The organism is Cetobacterium somerae, from assembly GCF_022430525.1.
Taxonomy (GTDB): Bacteria; Fusobacteriota; Fusobacteriia; order Fusobacteriales; family Fusobacteriaceae; genus Cetobacterium_A.
Map to the genome: position 1 here is coordinate 692,714 of NZ_CP092519.1, position 15,572 is coordinate 708,285.

The following is a 15,572-nucleotide window of genomic DNA, read 5'->3' on the forward strand; positions in this document are numbered from 1 at the left end:
GGAGGATTTACAATGAAGAAAATAGCAATAATAGCAATGTTAGCAGCAGTATCTACATCTGCTTTCGCATTAAAAGTAGGATATGTAAATAGTCAAGAGTTGTTTGCAAAATATTCACAAACAAAAGTTATTAGAGATAATTTAACTAAGGAAAAGCAAACTTTAGAGACTACATTACAAAAGAAAGAGATTGAATTACAAAAACTTCAAGTTGAATTACAAGGAAAAGGGAAAGATGTAACTGAAGCTGAAAAAAAGGCTTTTGAAGAAAAAGTTACAGCATTTCAAAAGTTAGTAAGAGAGTCTCAAGCTAAACTTTCAAATGAAGAAGCAAAAAAAATGCAAGAGATAGATAGATTAATAAATATCTCTATTCAAAACGTAGCAAGATCAGATAAGTATGACTACGTTCTTGAGCAAGGTGCAATTAAATTTGGAGGAGAAAATATAACTCCAAAAGTGTTAAATGTTATGGAAAAAAGTAAAAAAGTAAACTAATAAAAAATAGAGAGGGATAAAATGACTTATAAAATAGATGAGTTAATAACCCTTCTTGAATGTGAGGTAAAGGGAGATGCCAAGGTAAACATTACAGGGTTATCTCCCTTTTTTCAAGCTGAAGAAGGAGAAGTAACTTTTGCATCAGATGAAAAATTTTTAAAAAAATTAGATGAAACTAAAGCAAGTGTTGTAATTGTTCCATTTGGAATGGTATTACCAGAAAATGGGAAGACATATTTACTAGTAAAGGATAATCCAAGAGTTTTAATGCCTAAGTTATTAGCATTTTTTAAAAGAAAGCTGAAAAAAATGGAAAAATTAGTTGAAGAATCAGCTATAATAGGTGAAGGAACAACTGTTGGAATAAATGCTTATATTGGGCATGACGTGAAACTTGGAAAAAATGTAATGATTTATCCAAATGTAACAATATGCGAAGGGGTTGAAATAGGGGATAATACAATAATTTATCCAAATGTAACAATAAGAGAGTTTTGTAAAATTGGAAAAGAGTGTGTTATTCAACCAGGAGCAGTAATTGGATCAGATGGATTTGGTTTTGTAAAGGTAAATGGAAATAATACAAAAATAGATCAAATAGGATCTGTAATTCTTGAAGATTTTGTTGAAATAGGTGCCAATACAACAATTGATAGAGGAACGATTGGAAATACAGTAATTAAAAAATATACAAAAATAGATAATCTAGTTCAAATTGCTCATAATGATATAATTGGTCAAAACTGTTTAATCATATCTCAAGTAGGAATAGCTGGAAGCACTGAGGTAGGAGATAATACAACTTTAGGTGGACAAGTTGGAGTTGCAGGACATATTAAGATTGGTAGCAACGTAATGGTTGGAGCAAAATCTGGTATTATAGGAAATGTTGATGATAATCAGGTTCTTGCAGGACATCCATTGATGAATCTAAAAGATGACTTAAAAGTAAAAGCTGCTCAAAAGAAATTACCAGAACTATTCAAAAGAGTAAAAGAGCTGGAAAAGAAACTTTAAAAATAATAAAATAAAGAAAAATCTAAAGAGGTTAAATCAACTTTAGATTTTTTATTTTTTTGAAGAAAGGTATTTAATTTAAAGGTGTAACATGATACAATATATTAAAATAAAAAAAATGAGGTAGTTTAATGAAAAAGAGAATAACTTTTGATAAGTATGGTGAAATGAGATTTATATCCCATTTGGATATGCTTAGATTTGCAGATAGATTATTAAAGAAAGCTCATATACCTATGAAATATACTCAAGGATTTCATCCAAGACCAAAGATATCCTTAGGAAATCCAGTATCTTTAGGAACAGAAGCTTTTAATGAATTAATGGATATAGAGTTATCAGAAATGATGACAAATGAAGAGGTAATGGAAAGAATGAATTCTGCAGCAGTTCCAGGGTTTAAAGTAACTAAAGTAGAAACAATAGAAGATAAAAGAAGTATTGTAGATGTATATACAAATGCTATATTTGAAATAACAGGTTCTAAAAGTGATATAGATACTTTAGAAACTCTATTTAATCAAGAGGAAATAATTGAGAGAAAAGAGAAAAAAGGAAAGATATCAGAGAGAAACTTAGGAGAAAGAGTTAAAGATTTTTCAAGAGTAGATGACACAATAAACTTGGAATTGGTTAATACTTCACCAAACTCTTTTTTAATTTTAGCAGGAGTAGATATAAAGGACGTACATATAATAAAAAAAGGTTATAAAATCTAAAACATATAATTAATTATAAAGGAGAAAAGCTATGCTAGATTTAAGATTTATTCGTGAAAACATTGATATGTTACAAGAAATGCTTGTAAACAGAGGAAGCAATATTGATCTTCAAGAGTTTGTAAAATTAGATACAGAGAGAAGAGAGATTTTATCCAAAGTTGAAATGCTAAAAAATAAAAGAAATACAGAGTCTGCAGAAGTAGCTAGAAGAAAAAAAGCAGGAGAGGACGCTTCTGAAATTATAGCTGAGATGGGAAAAGTTTCTGCTGAAATAAAAGAGTTAGATGCAAAACTTGCAGAAGTAGAAGAGAAAGTAACATATTTCCAAATGACATTTCCAAATATGTATCATTCAAGTACTCCTATCGGAAAAGATGAAGAGGATAATGTTGAAATAAGAAGATGGGGAACACCAAGAGAGTTTACTTTCCAACCAAAAGAGCACTGGGAAATAGGAGAAAATCTTGAAATTTTAGACTTTGAAAGAGGAGCAAAATTAGGAGGTTCAAGATTTGTAGTATATAGAGGAGCAGCAGCAAGATTAGAGAGAGCTTTAATTAGCTTTATGCTAGATACTCATACAACAGAGCATGGATATACAGAGCATCTAACACCGTTTATTGTAAAAAGAGATATCTGTGAAGGAACAGGACAACTACCAAAATTTGAAGAGGATATGTATAAGACAACTGATGATATGTTCTTAATTTCAACATCAGAGATAACATTAACAAATATACATAGACAAGAGATATTAAATGAAAGTGATTTACCTAAGTATTATACAGCTTACTCACCTTGTTTCAGAAGAGAAGCGGGTTCTTATGGAAGAGATATGAAAGGATTAATAAGATTACATCAATTTAATAAAGTTGAAATGGTAAAGTTAGCAACACCTGAAACATCATATGATGAGCTAGAGAAAATGGTTGCTAATGCAGAAACAATATTACAAAGATTAGGATTACCATATAGAGTTATTCAATTATGTTCTGGAGATATGGGATTTGGAGCAGCTAAAACTTATGATTTAGAGGTATGGTTACCAGGTCAAAATAAATTTAGAGAAATTTCATCTTGTTCTAACTGTGGAGATTTCCAAGCTAGAAGAATGGGATTAAAATATAGACCAGAAGGAAATTCGAAAAGTGAATTCTGTCATACATTAAATGGATCAGGATTAGCAGTAGGTAGAACTCTAGTAGCAATTATGGAAAATTACCAACAAGAGGATGGATCATTCTTAATACCAGAAGTTTTAGTACCATATATGGGTGGTATGACTGTTGTTAAAAAGTAGTCTTTTAATTTTATTTGTTTTGAATCTATTTGTTAAAAATATGACGGTATTGGGAGTTCTTCTTTTCATTGGAGTTGTATTGAATATTATATTTAATAAAGAACTTTTAAAACATTTAAAGAAATTAAAATTTCTTATATTTATATATTTAACTACGTTTTTGGCTCAGATATATTATCATCAAGAGGGAGAGGTTCTATTTAAAATTTACAGTATATATGTTACAAAGGGTGGAATCTTAAATTTTGCTTCAAGCTTTTTAAGGATTATAAATTTAATTCTTTTATCTTGGTTAGTAAATACTCAAAATATATTACCAAAAAGTCTATCTTCATATCAAAGGGTAATAGAGGATGTAATAGAGCTAATACCTGAAGTTTTTAAGATATTTAAAAGTAAAAGAAAGATAAAGTGGTTTTTTAGATATATTTTAAGTCAAATAAAGATAAAAAACTAATAGTTTCAAAAATTGATTTTAGTGTAAAAATTTGTTATATTAATAGATGAATAAAATATTAGGAGGAAAATTATGTCATATAATTACAAAGATTTAGGATTATCTAATACTAGAGAAATGTTCGCAAAAGCTAACAAAGAGCACTATGCTGTTCCAGCATTTAACTTCAATAATATGGAGCAAATGCTTGCAATCGTTGAAGCTTGTGCTGAGATGGGATCACCAGTTATATTACAATGTTCAACAGGAGCATTAAAGTATATGACAAAAGAGGTTACTCCACTTTTAGCTAAGGCAGCTGTAGATAGAGCAAGAGCTATGGGATCAGATATTCCAGTAGCACTTCACTTAGATCACGGACCAAGCTTAGATGCAGTAAAATCATGTATAGATGCAGGATTCTCATCAGTAATGATCGATGGATCTCACTATTCATTTGACGAGAATATAGCAATTACAAAAGAAGTTGTTGAATATGCAAAGAAATTTGATGTTACAGTAGAAGCTGAATTAGGAGTTCTTGCTGGAGTAGAAGATGACGTTGTTGCTGAGCACAGCATATTTACTAATCCTGATGAGGTTGAAGAGTTTGTATCAAGAACTGGAGTAGATTCATTAGCTATAGCTATTGGAACTTCACATGGAGCTCACAAATTCAAACCTGGAACAAATCCAAAGTTAGAGTTAGAAATATTAGCTGAAATCGAAAGAAGAATCCCAGGATTCCCAATCGTATTACACGGATCATCAGCAGTACCTCAAAAATATGTTGAAGAAATCAAAAAATATGGTGGAGTATTAAAAGACGCTATTGGAATCCCTAACACTGAGTTAATGGGAGCAGCAAAATCAGGTGTTGCAAAAATAAACGTAGACACAGATGGAAGACTTGCATTTACAGCAGGAGTAAGAAGAGTATTTGCTGAGCAACCTGGAGAGTTCGATCCAAGAAAATATTTAGGTGTTGCAAAAGAAGAGATGAAATCATACTATAAAGAAAAAATTAAAGAAGTTTTCGGATCAGAGAACGCTTACAAAGCAGCAAAATAATTAAACAATTAAAACCTGTAGATTATGTCTACAGGTTTTTTTATTTAAAAATTTAAATTGTTCTAGCTATTGATTTTTTTAAAAAAATATAGTAATAAAATAGAATAAATTCTTTGGGAAAAATTAAAATGAAAAATAGGAGGTAAAAATGGCTTGTGATAATAAATTAAAAAAAGAGATGTTTGAAGAATTAAAGAAGTATATAAGTGAGATTGAAGAAAAAAATGGAGCATTAATCTCTGTACTTCATAAAGGACAAGAGATTTTTGGATATTTACCACAAGAAGTACAGGAGTTTATAGCAAAAGAGATGAATATTCCAATTGCTAAAGTGTATGGAGTGGTAAGTTTTTATCATTTCTTCTCAATGAAACCAAAAGGAAAGCATCCGATATCAGTTTGTATGGGTACAGCTTGTTATGTTAGAGGGGCTGAAAAAGTTTTAAATAGTGTAAAAAATTACTTAGGAATTGATGTAGGAGAAACAACAGAGGATGGATTGTTTTCTATAGATGCATTAAGATGTGTTGGAGCGTGTGGACTAGCTCCAGTAGTTTTAATAGGAAAAGATGTTTATGGAAAAGAAGAGGTTAAAGATATGAAAAAAATCTTAGAAAAATATAGGAAAGAGGCATCAAAATAGAGGATCGATATTACATTAAAAGTATTTTAGGAGGCTAATTATGAAAGAAAAAAAGAAAATACTTGTTTGTGGTGGTACTGGTTGTTTATCTGCAAAAGGAGAACAGATTGTAGAAAATTTAAGAAATTCAATTAAAGAGCATGGATTAAAAAATGATGTTGAAGTTATACAAACAGGTTGTTTTGGATTTTGTGAAAAAGGACCTATAGTAAAAATAATGCCAGAAAATACATTTTATATTGAAGTAAAGCCAGAAGATGCAGAAAGAATAGTAGTAGAGGACATAATTAGTGAGAAAAGAATAGTAGAGCTACTTTATATAGACCCTAAAAATGGTGAAAGAGTTTTTGAAGGGGAAAATATGGAGTTTTATAAAAAACAGATAAGAATTGCTCTTAAAAATTGTGGAAGTATAGATCCGGAGTCAATTGAACAATATATGGCAGCTGAAGGTTACGCAGCTTTAAAAAAAATATTAACAACAATGACCCCTGAAAGTGTTGTAAAAGTAATTAAAGATTCAGGTTTAAGAGGAAGAGGGGGAGGAGGATACTCAACAGGTTTGAAATGGGAATTTGCCTCTAAAAATATATCAGATCAAAAATATGTAGTGTGTAATGCTGACGAAGGAGATCCAGGTGCTTTTATGGACAGATCTATTTTAGAGGGAGATCCACATAGTGTTATTGAGGGCATGATTATTGCGGGATATGCGATCGGAGCTACAAAGGGATTAGTTTACATTAGAGCTGAATATCCATTAGCAATAGAAAGATTGAGAAAGGCGATTGAAACAGCTAGAAAGAATGGAATATTAGGAGAGAAAATATTTGGAACAGATTTCCAATTTGATATTGAAATAAAATATGGTGCTGGAGCATTTGTATGTGGAGAGGAAACAGCATTAATACACTCTATGGAAGGTGGAAGAGGAGAACCAACAACAAAGCCACCATATCCAGCTGAATCAGGATATTGGGGAAAACCAACAATAGTAAATAATGTTGAGACTTTAGCTAATATTGCTCAAATAATTTTAAAAGGTGTAGAATGGTTTAGAAGTATTGGAACAAAAAATTCTCCTGGAACAAAAGTTTTTGCTTTAGCTGGAAAGATAAATAATGTTGGACTAGTTGAAGTCCCTATGGGAACAACTTTAAGAGAAGTTATTTTTGAAATCGGTGGTGGAATAAAGAATAATAAAAAATTTAAAGCTGTTCAGACAGGAGGTCCATCAGGTGGGTGTTTAACTGAAAAAGATTTAGATACACCAATAGATTTTGATACTCTTTTAGCTAAAGGGTCTATGATGGGATCAGGTGGAATGATAGTAATGGATGAAGATGACTGTATGGTTGCAGTATCTAAATTTTATTTAGAATTCACTGTTGATGAATCTTGTGGAAAGTGTGCACCTTGTAGAATAGGAAATACTAGATTGTGGGAAATTTTAGATAGAATAACAAAAGGAGAGGGAAAGGAAGAGGATATAGGACTATTAAAAGAGCTATCTCAAACAATAAAAACAACTTCTCTTTGTGGACTAGGGCAAACTTCACCAAATCCAGTTTTATCTACAATAAATCAATTTTTAGATGAGTATTTAGAGCATATACATGATAAAAAATGTAGAGCTGGACAGTGTCAAGCTTTAAGAAGATATCTAATAAATGATAAATGTGTAGGATGTACAGCATGTGCAAGAGTATGTCCAGTTGCATGTATTGATGGAAAAGTTAAAGAGAGACATGTTATAGATCAAAGTAGATGTATAAAATGTGGTGCTTGTTATAATGCTTGTAAGTTTAGTGCAATAGATATAGCTTAGTGGAGGTAATTTATGAAAAATGTTATTGTTATAATAGATGGTAAAGAAATAGAAGCTTTAGCAGGAACAACAATATTAGAAGCAGCTAAAACAGCTGGAATAAAAATACCGAGCTTATGTTATATGAATATTCCAGAGATTGGATTTAAGAATGACTGTGCTTCTTGCAGAATATGTGTTGTTGAAGTTGTGGGAAGAAAAAATTTAGTTCCAGCCTGCGCAACACCAGTATCACCGGGAATGATAATAAATACGAATACTATGGAAGTTTTAGAAAAAAGAAGAAATGTACTAGAATTAATGTTATCAAATCATCCAACAGATTGTTTAATATGTGCTAAAAATGGTAAATGTGATTTACAGACTTTGGCAATGGAATTCGGAATAAGAGATATAAGATTTAAGGGGAAAATATTTGAATATAGAAGAGAAGTTTCTCCATCGATAGTTAGAGATTTAGATAAGTGTATAATGTGTCGAAGATGTGAGAATATGTGTAATAATATTCAAAAATGCCAAGTTTTATCAGCGGTTAATAGAGGATTTAAATCAGTTGTTTCAACAGCCTTTGAGTCAGATTTAGATAAAACTAACTGCACATTCTGTGGACAGTGTGTAGCTGTATGTCCAGTTGGAGCATTGTATGAAAAAGATTATACATGGGGGCTTATAAAAGATATTGCAAACCCAAGAAAAAGGGTTACAGTTCAGGTAGCACCTGCAGTAAGAGTTGCAATAGGTGAGGAATTTGGATATGAGCCAGGAACGGATGTGACTGGAAAGCTGGTAACAGCATTAAAAAAATTAGGTTTTGATGATGTGTTTGATACAGATTACGCAGCAGATTTAACTATAATGGAAGAAGCAGCCGAATTTAAACAAAGATTGGAAAAACATTTAAGTGGTGATAAGAGTGTAAAGCTTCCAATTTTAACATCATGTTGTCCAGCTTGGGTTAATTTTATTGAACATCATTATCCAGATATGTTAGATATACCATCTTCAGCAAAATCTCCACAACAGATGTTTGGAGCTGTATTAAAAAATATATGGGGACCAGCAAGAGGAATAAAAAGAGATGAAATAATAAATGTTTCAATAATGCCTTGTTTAGCAAAGAAATATGAATCATCAAGACCAGAGTTTGCAACTGATGGAATTCCAGATGTGGATTATTCAATATCTACAAGAGAATTAGCTCACCTATTAAAACAATCGAATATAGATTTAAGAAAACTAGATGAATCAGAATTTGATAATCCTCTAGGTTATTCGACAGGAGCAGCAGTCATTTTTGGTAGAACAGGTGGAGTTATAGAAGCAGCAACAAGAACATTATATGAGTGGGTAACAAATGAAACTTTAGAAGATGTAGATTTTAAAGCTATGAGAGGAATGGAAGGCATTAAAATAAGTGAGGTTAAGGTTGGAGATACTGTTGTAAAAATTGGAATAGCGAATGGACTATCTGCAGCACGAGATATTTTAGATAGAGTTAAAACCGGTGAAGAATTTTTTCATGCTATAGAGATAATGGCGTGTAAAGGAGGATGTGTTGGTGGCGGTGGACAACCTTATCACCATGGAAATTTTGAAAAAATTGTAAAAAGAGCAGAAGGATTGCAGAGTATAGATAATGGGAAAACTTTTAGAAAATCACATGAGAATCCATACATACAATCACTGTATGAAAAATATTTGGAGCATCCATTAAGCTCAGAGGCTCATAGAATACTACATACAAAATACTATTCTAAAAAAGACTTAAAATAACATAAATATATTAGAAAAAAATAACAGTAGTACCTAACTACTGTTATTTTTTGTTACCTTTAACTCTTTACAAAGGAATGACAATGTAATATAATCTAGAGAAGAATATCAAAAAATAGATAACCTGTGGGAGGGCAAATGATAAGAGAAGCTAGATTAGTAGAAAATTTTTTAGACATGGTAAAAATTTCATCTCCTTCAAAAAATGAAAGGGCAATGGGAGATTACTTACTAAAAGTTTTAAAAGAATTAGGGTTAGAAGTAAGTGAAGATAATGCAGGAGAAGTGAATGGTGGAAACTGTGGAAATATAATTGGAATTTTGAAAGCTACAGGAAAAAAAAGATTCTTATTTAGTGCTCATATGGATACAGTAGTACCTTGTGAAAAGGTAGTTCCAGTAATAGAAGATGGAATAATAAAATCAGATGGGACATCTATATTAGGTGGAGATGACAAAGGTGGAATTGCTGCTATTATAGAGATGTTAAGAGTAATAAAAGAAAATAATTTGGATCATCCAGAAATAGTTGTAGTTTTTTCTATGGGAGAGGAGATAGGATTATTAGGATCAAAAGCTTTTGATATCGACAGTTATAATGTAGATTTTGGTTTTATATTAGATTCAAGTGGAAAACCTGGAAAAATAATTACAAAGGCTCCATCAGCAGCTAGAGGAAAAATAACAATTGTTGGGAAACCAGCACATGCAGGTATTTCACCAGAAAGTGGAATAAACGCATTAACAGTTGCAGCACATGCAATAACTAAAATAAAATTAGGGAGAGTTGATACTGAAACAACTTCAAATATAGGAGTTGTAAGTGGAGGACAAGCAACAAATATTGTTATGCCATCAGTTGAATTAGAATATGAGGCTAGAAGTTTATCAAATGAAAAATTACAATCTTTATTAGATGAAACATTTAATATATTTCAAAAAGTTTGTGATGATTTTGGAGCAAAATTAGAAAATGATGTTAAAGTTGAGTATCCTGGATTTGCACTTGAAGATTGTGAAGAAGTTGTAGAAATCGTAAAAAGAGCTTGTGAAAAAGCTGGAATAAAAAGTGAAACAGCATCTTCAGGTGGAGGTAGCGACACAAATATTTACAATAGTAAAGGCGTTCCGAGTGTAAATTTAGCTGTGGGTATGACAAAGGTTCATACTTTAGAGGAGTATATCGAGATAAAAGATTTGGTAGATCTATCAAAAATATTAGTTGAAATTATAAAAGGATAAAAATGAAAATAGGAAAGAAAAAAAGTAAAGTATTAAACATTATATATGTTTTTATAATTTTAATGGTTGTAGTTTTCTTTGCTAAAGACGTATTTATGTATACAATGACAGAGATTGAAGAGCTTTTTTTACCTCTTCAATCTCGTATATATTTTTTAGGTAAAAAAGCTAAAGAGAGCACAGAGAGTGTTATAAATTATAAAGAGTTATTAAGTGAAAATAGTAAATTAAAACATACCTTAGCTGAAAAGTCTTTAATTGAAGAGAAAAATCAAAGATTATTGGAAGAGAATGATAGGTTAAGAGAACTACTTGATATGAAAGATCGTTTTAAATTTAAGTTTAAAGTTGGAAAAATAAGTTTTCAACAAACAAGGGAAATGTATGAAAGTTTTGCTATAAATATTGGTGAGGTAGATGGAATACAAAAGAATATGCCTGTGTTGTTTAATGAGTCTTTAATTGGAAAAGTAGAAAAAGTATTTAAAAATTATTCTGTTGTTCAAATGATAACTTTTCAAGATTCAATTGTTAGTGCAAATGCTGTAAACGATACGGTTGGAATAATAAAGGGAAATAGAAGTGATGAACTTATTTTTGAGCCAGTATCATTTCATGAAGCACAGTTAGCTGTAGGTGATAAAGTATATACTTCAGGTATTAGTGATATTTATCCAAAAGGATTATATATAGGTGAAATTTGTGAAATAAAGAAAAAATATGAAAATAATTTGGAGTATTTAGTTAAGTTGCCGTTTAACATAACAGATATGAATGAAATAATAGTTCTTACAGAGGTGGATAGATGATAAAAAAAATAGCTATGTTTTTATTAGTAGGAACATCAATTTTTGCATCACCAAATAGAATTTCTGATATAAAGGATATATATTCTACAGTAAAAGAAACAATATACTTAAATGGAGATAAAAAAGTAAAGGAATATAAAATTGAATATATTTCACCAGATTATTTAAGAAAAGAAGTTATTTCTCCCAATGTAAATAGAGGAGAGATATTTCAATATGAAAATGAAAAGTCGCTAGTTTATATTCCGTTATTTGATGAAGTATCTGAAAATAATAATGAAGATGTGAGTAATTTTTTATCAATTATAAAAGATTTGAAAAATAAAGATCAAAATGATAAAAAATTTATAGATAATTATTACTTACAGAAAGTAAAAGAATTAAAGTATAAAGATACTTATAAAATAAAAATAAAAGAATATAAAAGAGTAGACGGCTATTTACTTCCGATTAAAATGGAAATATTTGAAAGAGAAAGTAAAGTCGCTGATTTAGACTTAAAAGACACAAAAGTTAATAGTGGCCTTAAAAGAAAGGAACTAAAAAAATGAAATTTATAAAAACTAAGGGATTAATAATAAAAAAAGTAGATTTTGGAGAAGGGGATAGGATTATCACTATTTTTTCTGAAAACTTTGGAAAGATTGATCTTTTAGTTAAAGGAATTAGAAAAAGTAAAAAAAGAGACCAAAGTTCGGTAGATTTATTGACTCTATCAAATTTTACATTTTATAAAAAAGGTGATAATTTTATACTAAATACAATTGATTCAATTGATTTTTTTTATGATTTAAAAAAAGATATAGAAAAATTGGAAATAGTATCTTATGTTCTCTCAATTATTAATGAATTAATCTTGCCAGGAGAGAGAAAAAAAGAGTTTTTTCAAAGAATAGAAAAAGCTCTGTACTTTATTATAAAAAATGAAAATTATAACAATTTTATTATGGTTTTAAAAATGATGAATTGGATTATAAAGAATGAAGGTTATAGAATAGATATATCCGGTGAAAAATACTTTAATATATCAGAATCAGTTATAACAGATTCTGGAGATGATAAAGTTATACCTTTAAAAAAGGATTTATTTGAAGTGTTAGCAAATGTGGAGAAAAAAACATCAAATGAAAAAAAAGTAGAATTAAATAATTTAATTGATGCGATTATTCTTTATGAAAAATATATAAATTATCATTTAGATATAAAATTAAATCTAAAGAAACATTTATTTGGAGGTTACTCATGTTAAACATAGTTAAAATAACTGACTATATGTCAGAAGAACTAATATTACTTAATCTAAAAGCTAAAAATAAAGATGAAGCTTTAAAAGAACTATCTGCTTTAATAGGAAAATCAGAAAAAATAGAAAAAAAAGATGTTATATACAAAGCTCTTTTAGAGAGAGAAAATTTAGGAAGTACAGGAATAGGAAAAGGGGTAGCAATACCACATGCCAAAACTGATGCAGCAGAGAGTTTAACAATAGCTTTTGGAATAAGTAAAGAAGGAGTAGATTTTAAATCTTTAGATCAAGAAAAAGTAAAAATATTTTTTGTATTTGCATCACCATTTAAAGATAGTCAAATTTATTTAAAAGTGCTGGCAAGAATTTCAAGACTAATAAGAGATGAAAATTTTAGAGAAAAGCTTTTAAATTGTGAAAATGCAAAAGAAGTATTAGAGTGTATAGACAAAGAGGAAGCTTTATAGGGAGAGAGTATGAGATGTCCATTTTGTAATAGTGAAGACACAAAAGTAATAGATAGTAGAGCATTTTCTGAAAATAATTCTATAAAAAGAAGAAGAGAGTGTAATAGGTGTGAAAAAAGATTTACTACCTATGAAAGAATAGAAGAAAATCCAATTTATGTTGTAAAGAAAAATAAAAGTAGAGAAAAATTTAATAAAGAAAAACTTTTAAGGGGATTAGAACGAGCAACTAATAAAAGGAATATAAGTAGAGATGATTTGGAAAAGTTTATTGCTGATGTGGAAAAAGTAATACAAAACACTTTAAAAAATGAGATAACAACGCAAGAGCTAGGAGAGCTTGTACTAGAAAAATTAAAATTATTAGATGAAGTAGCATATGTTAGATTTGCATCTGTATATAAAGAGTTTGATGATATAAAATCTTTTATAGATGTTGTAGAAGATATAAAAAAGGATAAAAAAATATGAATATTTTAATAATAAATGGGCCAAATTTAAATTTTTTAGGAAAGCGAGAGCCTGAAATATACGGGGATAAAACATTAGAATTAATAAATAGTGAAATTAAAGATTTTGGAAAAAAATATGGAATGAAAATAGAGTTTTTTCATTCTAATCATGAAGGATATATAATTGATAAAATACAACAAAATTATGAAAAAGTAGATTATCTAATAATAAATCCAGGGGCATTAACACATTATGGAATAGGAATAAGAGATGCAATTTTGTCAACTAATCTAAAAACAATAGAGGTTCATTTATCAAATGTATATTCTAGAGAGGAGTTTAGACATAAATCTGTAATATCGGATATATGCATAGGAAAAATTACTGGATTCGGTTCTGAAGGGTATAAAATGGCACTTCAATACTTAAGTAATTTAAAGAAATAGGAGGCAAAATGAGAATTTTATTTATGGGAACACCAGAATTTGCAGTTCCCTCATTAGACATATTAAGAAAAAAACATGAAATAGTTGGAATATTTACAAAGGTAGATAAACCGAATACAAGAGGTAAAAAAATAAAGTATACACCAGTTAAAGAGTATGGAATAGAAAATAATATACCAGTTTATCAACCTAATTCATTAAGAACAGAAGAAACATTTGAATTAGTAAAAGAACTAAATCCAGATTTAATTGTTGTTGTAGCATATGGAAAAATAATACCAAATAATATAATTGATTTTCCTAAATTTGGAATAATAAATGTACATTCATCTTTACTTCCAAAGTTTAGAGGAGCAGCACCTATTAACGCTGCTATAATAGCTGGTGAGAAAGAAACTGGAGTTACTATTATGGATATTGCAGAGGAGTTAGATGCAGGTGATATTATATTAAAAGGCATTACTCAGATTAATGAAGAAGATACTTTTTTAACACTTCATGATAGATTAAAAGAGATTGGTGCTGAAAAATTAAATGAAGCAGTAGATCAAATAGAAAATGGAACAGCAAAAAGAGAAAAACAAGAACATAAGTTGGCAACATTTGTAAAACCATATAAAAAAACGGATTGTTTAATTGATTGGAATAAAAGTAAAGAGGAAATTTTTAATTTTGTAAGAGGAATGAATCCGTTTCCAACAGCTTATACACATCACAATGATAAAATTTTAAAAGTTTATGCAACTGAAAAACTTGATAAAATTTATGAAAAAGGGGAAAATGGTGAAGTGGTAGATTCGATTAAAGGAAAAGGATTTGTTATAAAAGTAAGTGAAGGAAGTATAATTTTAACTGAGATTAAACCTGAAAATAAAAAGAATATATCAGGAAAAGATAGTATAAATGGAAATCTATTTAAAATAGGTGAGGTTTTAAAATAAAAATAATGGGGGGCGAGGTTAAATAATGAAAACTTCAGAAAAGAGAGAAAAAATTTCAAAAAAAACTATACAGAGGTTAACAATGTATTTAAAATGTTTGGAGAAATTTTCGCCAGATGATTATATATCATCAGAGGAAATGGGTGTTTTACTAGGAGTAACAGCAGCTCAAATTAGAAAAGATTTTTCAAATTTTATAATGGATTTAGATTCTTGTATAGGAATAAGGGGTAAAGGGTATAATGTAAAGTGTCTTTACGAAATGATTGAAGATATATTGGGAATAAATAAACAAAATAATGTAATTATTGTTGGAGCTGGAAAACTAGGGAACGCTATTTTACTAGAAGGTGACATAGAGAAACCAAGATTTAATATTGTGGGAATTTTTGATATTACAAAAAGTAGAATTGGTAAAGAGTATAAAGGAATAAAAATAAGTAGTGTGAGTGATATACCAAAAATTGCATCTGAGAAAAAAATCGATATGGCAATTATAACAGAAAACAAATCTATAGCTCAACAAGTAACAGATATTGTTATTCAATCAGGAATAAAAGCTATATTGAACATGACTTCCTTAGAAATAAAAGTACCAAAAGATGTTGTGATAGAACACATAGATTTAAATAGAAAGCTTCAAGAATTAAATTACTGGAAGGAAAAGGCGGAATAGT

The 15,572-nt window shown here is 29.5% G+C and carries 18 protein-coding genes; all 18 read left to right on the top strand.

Annotated elements, in window-relative coordinates:
• Positions 1–12 precede the first annotated feature (12 nt).
• The 18 genes from MKD34_RS03050 (at position 13) to MKD34_RS03135 (ending at position 15,571) form a co-directional block, all read left to right on the top strand.
• Entirely contained in the window at positions 13–498 is a 486-nt protein-coding gene (locus MKD34_RS03050; protein ID WP_240219659.1) for an OmpH family outer membrane protein, read from the top strand.
• Positions 499–519: 21 nt separating this feature from the next.
• A complete protein-coding gene (gene lpxD / locus MKD34_RS03055; RefSeq protein ID WP_240219660.1) occupies positions 520–1,518 on the top strand; it encodes a UDP-3-O-(3-hydroxymyristoyl)glucosamine N-acyltransferase in 999 nt (332 codons plus the stop codon).
• Positions 1,519–1,649: 131 nt separating this feature from the next.
• Positions 1,650–2,237, top strand: coding sequence for a TIGR03936 family radical SAM-associated protein (locus MKD34_RS03060; RefSeq protein WP_023051850.1), 588 nt, complete (start codon positions 1,650–1,652; stop codon positions 2,235–2,237).
• Positions 2,238–2,268: 31 nt separating this feature from the next.
• A complete protein-coding gene (serS, locus tag MKD34_RS03065; protein WP_023051851.1) occupies positions 2,269–3,540 on the top strand; it encodes a serine--tRNA ligase in 1,272 nt (423 codons plus the stop codon).
• Positions 3,527–3,997 carry a hypothetical protein gene (locus MKD34_RS03070; protein WP_023051852.1) on the top strand — a complete coding sequence of 157 codons (471 nt, stop codon included), beginning with the start codon at positions 3,527–3,529 and terminating at the stop codon, positions 3,995–3,997. The genes serS and MKD34_RS03070 overlap by 14 nt, the downstream gene beginning before the upstream one ends.
• 72 nt (positions 3,998–4,069) lie before the next feature.
• Entirely contained in the window at positions 4,070–5,047 is a 978-nt protein-coding gene (gene fba, locus MKD34_RS03075; protein ID WP_023051853.1) for a class II fructose-1,6-bisphosphate aldolase, read from the top strand.
• A gap of 148 nt (positions 5,048–5,195) precedes the next feature.
• The gene (locus MKD34_RS03080) at positions 5,196–5,690 is read left to right on the top strand and encodes an NADH-quinone oxidoreductase subunit NuoE family protein (RefSeq protein ID WP_023051854.1); all 495 of its coding nucleotides are present in this window, start codon (positions 5,196–5,198) and stop codon (positions 5,688–5,690) included.
• 40 nt (positions 5,691–5,730) lie between these two features.
• On the top strand, positions 5,731–7,518 hold the full coding sequence (locus MKD34_RS03085) for an NADH-quinone oxidoreductase subunit NuoF (protein ID WP_023051855.1): 1,788 nt from the start codon (positions 5,731–5,733) through the stop codon (positions 7,516–7,518).
• A gap of 12 nt (positions 7,519–7,530) precedes the next feature.
• Positions 7,531–9,291, top strand: a complete 1,761-nt coding sequence (locus tag MKD34_RS03090) for an NADH-dependent [FeFe] hydrogenase, group A6 (RefSeq protein WP_240219661.1) — start codon at positions 7,531–7,533, stop codon at positions 9,289–9,291.
• A gap of 138 nt (positions 9,292–9,429) precedes the next feature.
• Positions 9,430–10,533 carry a M20/M25/M40 family metallo-hydrolase gene (locus tag MKD34_RS03095; protein WP_240219662.1) on the top strand — a complete coding sequence of 368 codons (1,104 nt, stop codon included), beginning with the start codon at positions 9,430–9,432 and terminating at the stop codon, positions 10,531–10,533.
• A gap of 2 nt (positions 10,534–10,535) precedes the next feature.
• Positions 10,536–11,342 carry a rod shape-determining protein MreC gene (mreC, locus tag MKD34_RS03100; RefSeq protein WP_240219663.1) on the top strand — a complete coding sequence of 269 codons (807 nt, stop codon included), beginning with the start codon at positions 10,536–10,538 and terminating at the stop codon, positions 11,340–11,342.
• Positions 11,339–11,893: a hypothetical protein gene (locus tag MKD34_RS03105; protein WP_240219664.1), complete on the top strand. Its 555-nt coding sequence runs from the start codon at positions 11,339–11,341 to the stop codon at positions 11,891–11,893. Before mreC ends, MKD34_RS03105 begins: the two co-directional genes overlap by 4 nt.
• Entirely contained in the window at positions 11,890–12,591 is a 702-nt protein-coding gene (gene recO / locus MKD34_RS03110; RefSeq protein WP_240219665.1) for a DNA repair protein RecO, read from the top strand. The genes MKD34_RS03105 and recO overlap by 4 nt, the downstream gene beginning before the upstream one ends.
• Positions 12,585–13,055: a PTS sugar transporter subunit IIA gene (locus MKD34_RS03115; RefSeq protein WP_023051861.1), complete on the top strand. Its 471-nt coding sequence runs from the start codon at positions 12,585–12,587 to the stop codon at positions 13,053–13,055. Before recO ends, MKD34_RS03115 begins: the two co-directional genes overlap by 7 nt.
• 9 nt (positions 13,056–13,064) lie before the next feature.
• The gene (gene nrdR / locus MKD34_RS03120; RefSeq protein ID WP_240219666.1) at positions 13,065–13,526 is read left to right on the top strand and encodes a transcriptional regulator NrdR; all 462 of its coding nucleotides are present in this window, start codon (positions 13,065–13,067) and stop codon (positions 13,524–13,526) included.
• Positions 13,523–13,954, top strand: a complete 432-nt coding sequence (aroQ, locus tag MKD34_RS03125) for a type II 3-dehydroquinate dehydratase (protein WP_240219667.1) — start codon at positions 13,523–13,525, stop codon at positions 13,952–13,954. The genes nrdR and aroQ overlap by 4 nt, the downstream gene beginning before the upstream one ends.
• An 8-nt stretch (positions 13,955–13,962) precedes the next feature.
• On the top strand, positions 13,963–14,895 hold the full coding sequence (gene fmt, locus MKD34_RS03130) for a methionyl-tRNA formyltransferase (RefSeq protein WP_240219668.1): 933 nt from the start codon (positions 13,963–13,965) through the stop codon (positions 14,893–14,895).
• Positions 14,896–14,920: 25 nt separating this feature from the next.
• Positions 14,921–15,571, top strand: a complete 651-nt coding sequence (locus tag MKD34_RS03135; protein WP_240219669.1) for a redox-sensing transcriptional repressor Rex — start codon at positions 14,921–14,923, stop codon at positions 15,569–15,571.
• Position 15,572: the final 1 nt, after the last annotated feature.

Excerpts from the sequence above, each read along its gene's own strand:
- MKD34_RS03080 (WP_023051854.1), top strand. The coding sequence starts at position 5,196 with ATGGCTTGTGATAATAAATTAAAAAAAGAGATGTTTGAAGAATTAAAG.
- MKD34_RS03050 (WP_240219659.1), top strand. The coding sequence starts at position 13 with ATGAAGAAAATAGCAATAATAGCAATGTTAGCAGCAGTATCTACATCT.
- aroQ (WP_240219667.1), top strand. The coding sequence starts at position 13,523 with ATGAATATTTTAATAATAAATGGGCCAAATTTAAATTTTTTAGGAAAG.
- mreC (WP_240219663.1), top strand. The coding sequence starts at position 10,536 with ATGAAAATAGGAAAGAAAAAAAGTAAAGTATTAAACATTATATATGTT.
- MKD34_RS03085 (WP_023051855.1), top strand. The coding sequence starts at position 5,731 with ATGAAAGAAAAAAAGAAAATACTTGTTTGTGGTGGTACTGGTTGTTTA.
- fmt (WP_240219668.1), top strand. The coding sequence starts at position 13,963 with ATGAGAATTTTATTTATGGGAACACCAGAATTTGCAGTTCCCTCATTA.
- nrdR (WP_240219666.1), top strand. The coding sequence starts at position 13,065 with ATGAGATGTCCATTTTGTAATAGTGAAGACACAAAAGTAATAGATAGT.
- recO (WP_240219665.1), top strand. The coding sequence starts at position 11,890 with ATGAAATTTATAAAAACTAAGGGATTAATAATAAAAAAAGTAGATTTT.
- MKD34_RS03105 (WP_240219664.1), top strand. The coding sequence starts at position 11,339 with ATGATAAAAAAAATAGCTATGTTTTTATTAGTAGGAACATCAATTTTT.
- serS (WP_023051851.1), top strand. The coding sequence starts at position 2,269 with ATGCTAGATTTAAGATTTATTCGTGAAAACATTGATATGTTACAAGAA.
- MKD34_RS03090 (WP_240219661.1), top strand. The coding sequence starts at position 7,531 with ATGAAAAATGTTATTGTTATAATAGATGGTAAAGAAATAGAAGCTTTA.
- MKD34_RS03135 (WP_240219669.1), top strand. The coding sequence starts at position 14,921 with ATGAAAACTTCAGAAAAGAGAGAAAAAATTTCAAAAAAAACTATACAG.
- MKD34_RS03095 (WP_240219662.1), top strand. The coding sequence starts at position 9,430 with ATGATAAGAGAAGCTAGATTAGTAGAAAATTTTTTAGACATGGTAAAA.
- MKD34_RS03060 (WP_023051850.1), top strand. The coding sequence starts at position 1,650 with ATGAAAAAGAGAATAACTTTTGATAAGTATGGTGAAATGAGATTTATA.
- lpxD (WP_240219660.1), top strand. The coding sequence starts at position 520 with ATGACTTATAAAATAGATGAGTTAATAACCCTTCTTGAATGTGAGGTA.
- MKD34_RS03115 (WP_023051861.1), top strand. The coding sequence starts at position 12,585 with ATGTTAAACATAGTTAAAATAACTGACTATATGTCAGAAGAACTAATA.
- fba (WP_023051853.1), top strand. The coding sequence starts at position 4,070 with ATGTCATATAATTACAAAGATTTAGGATTATCTAATACTAGAGAAATG.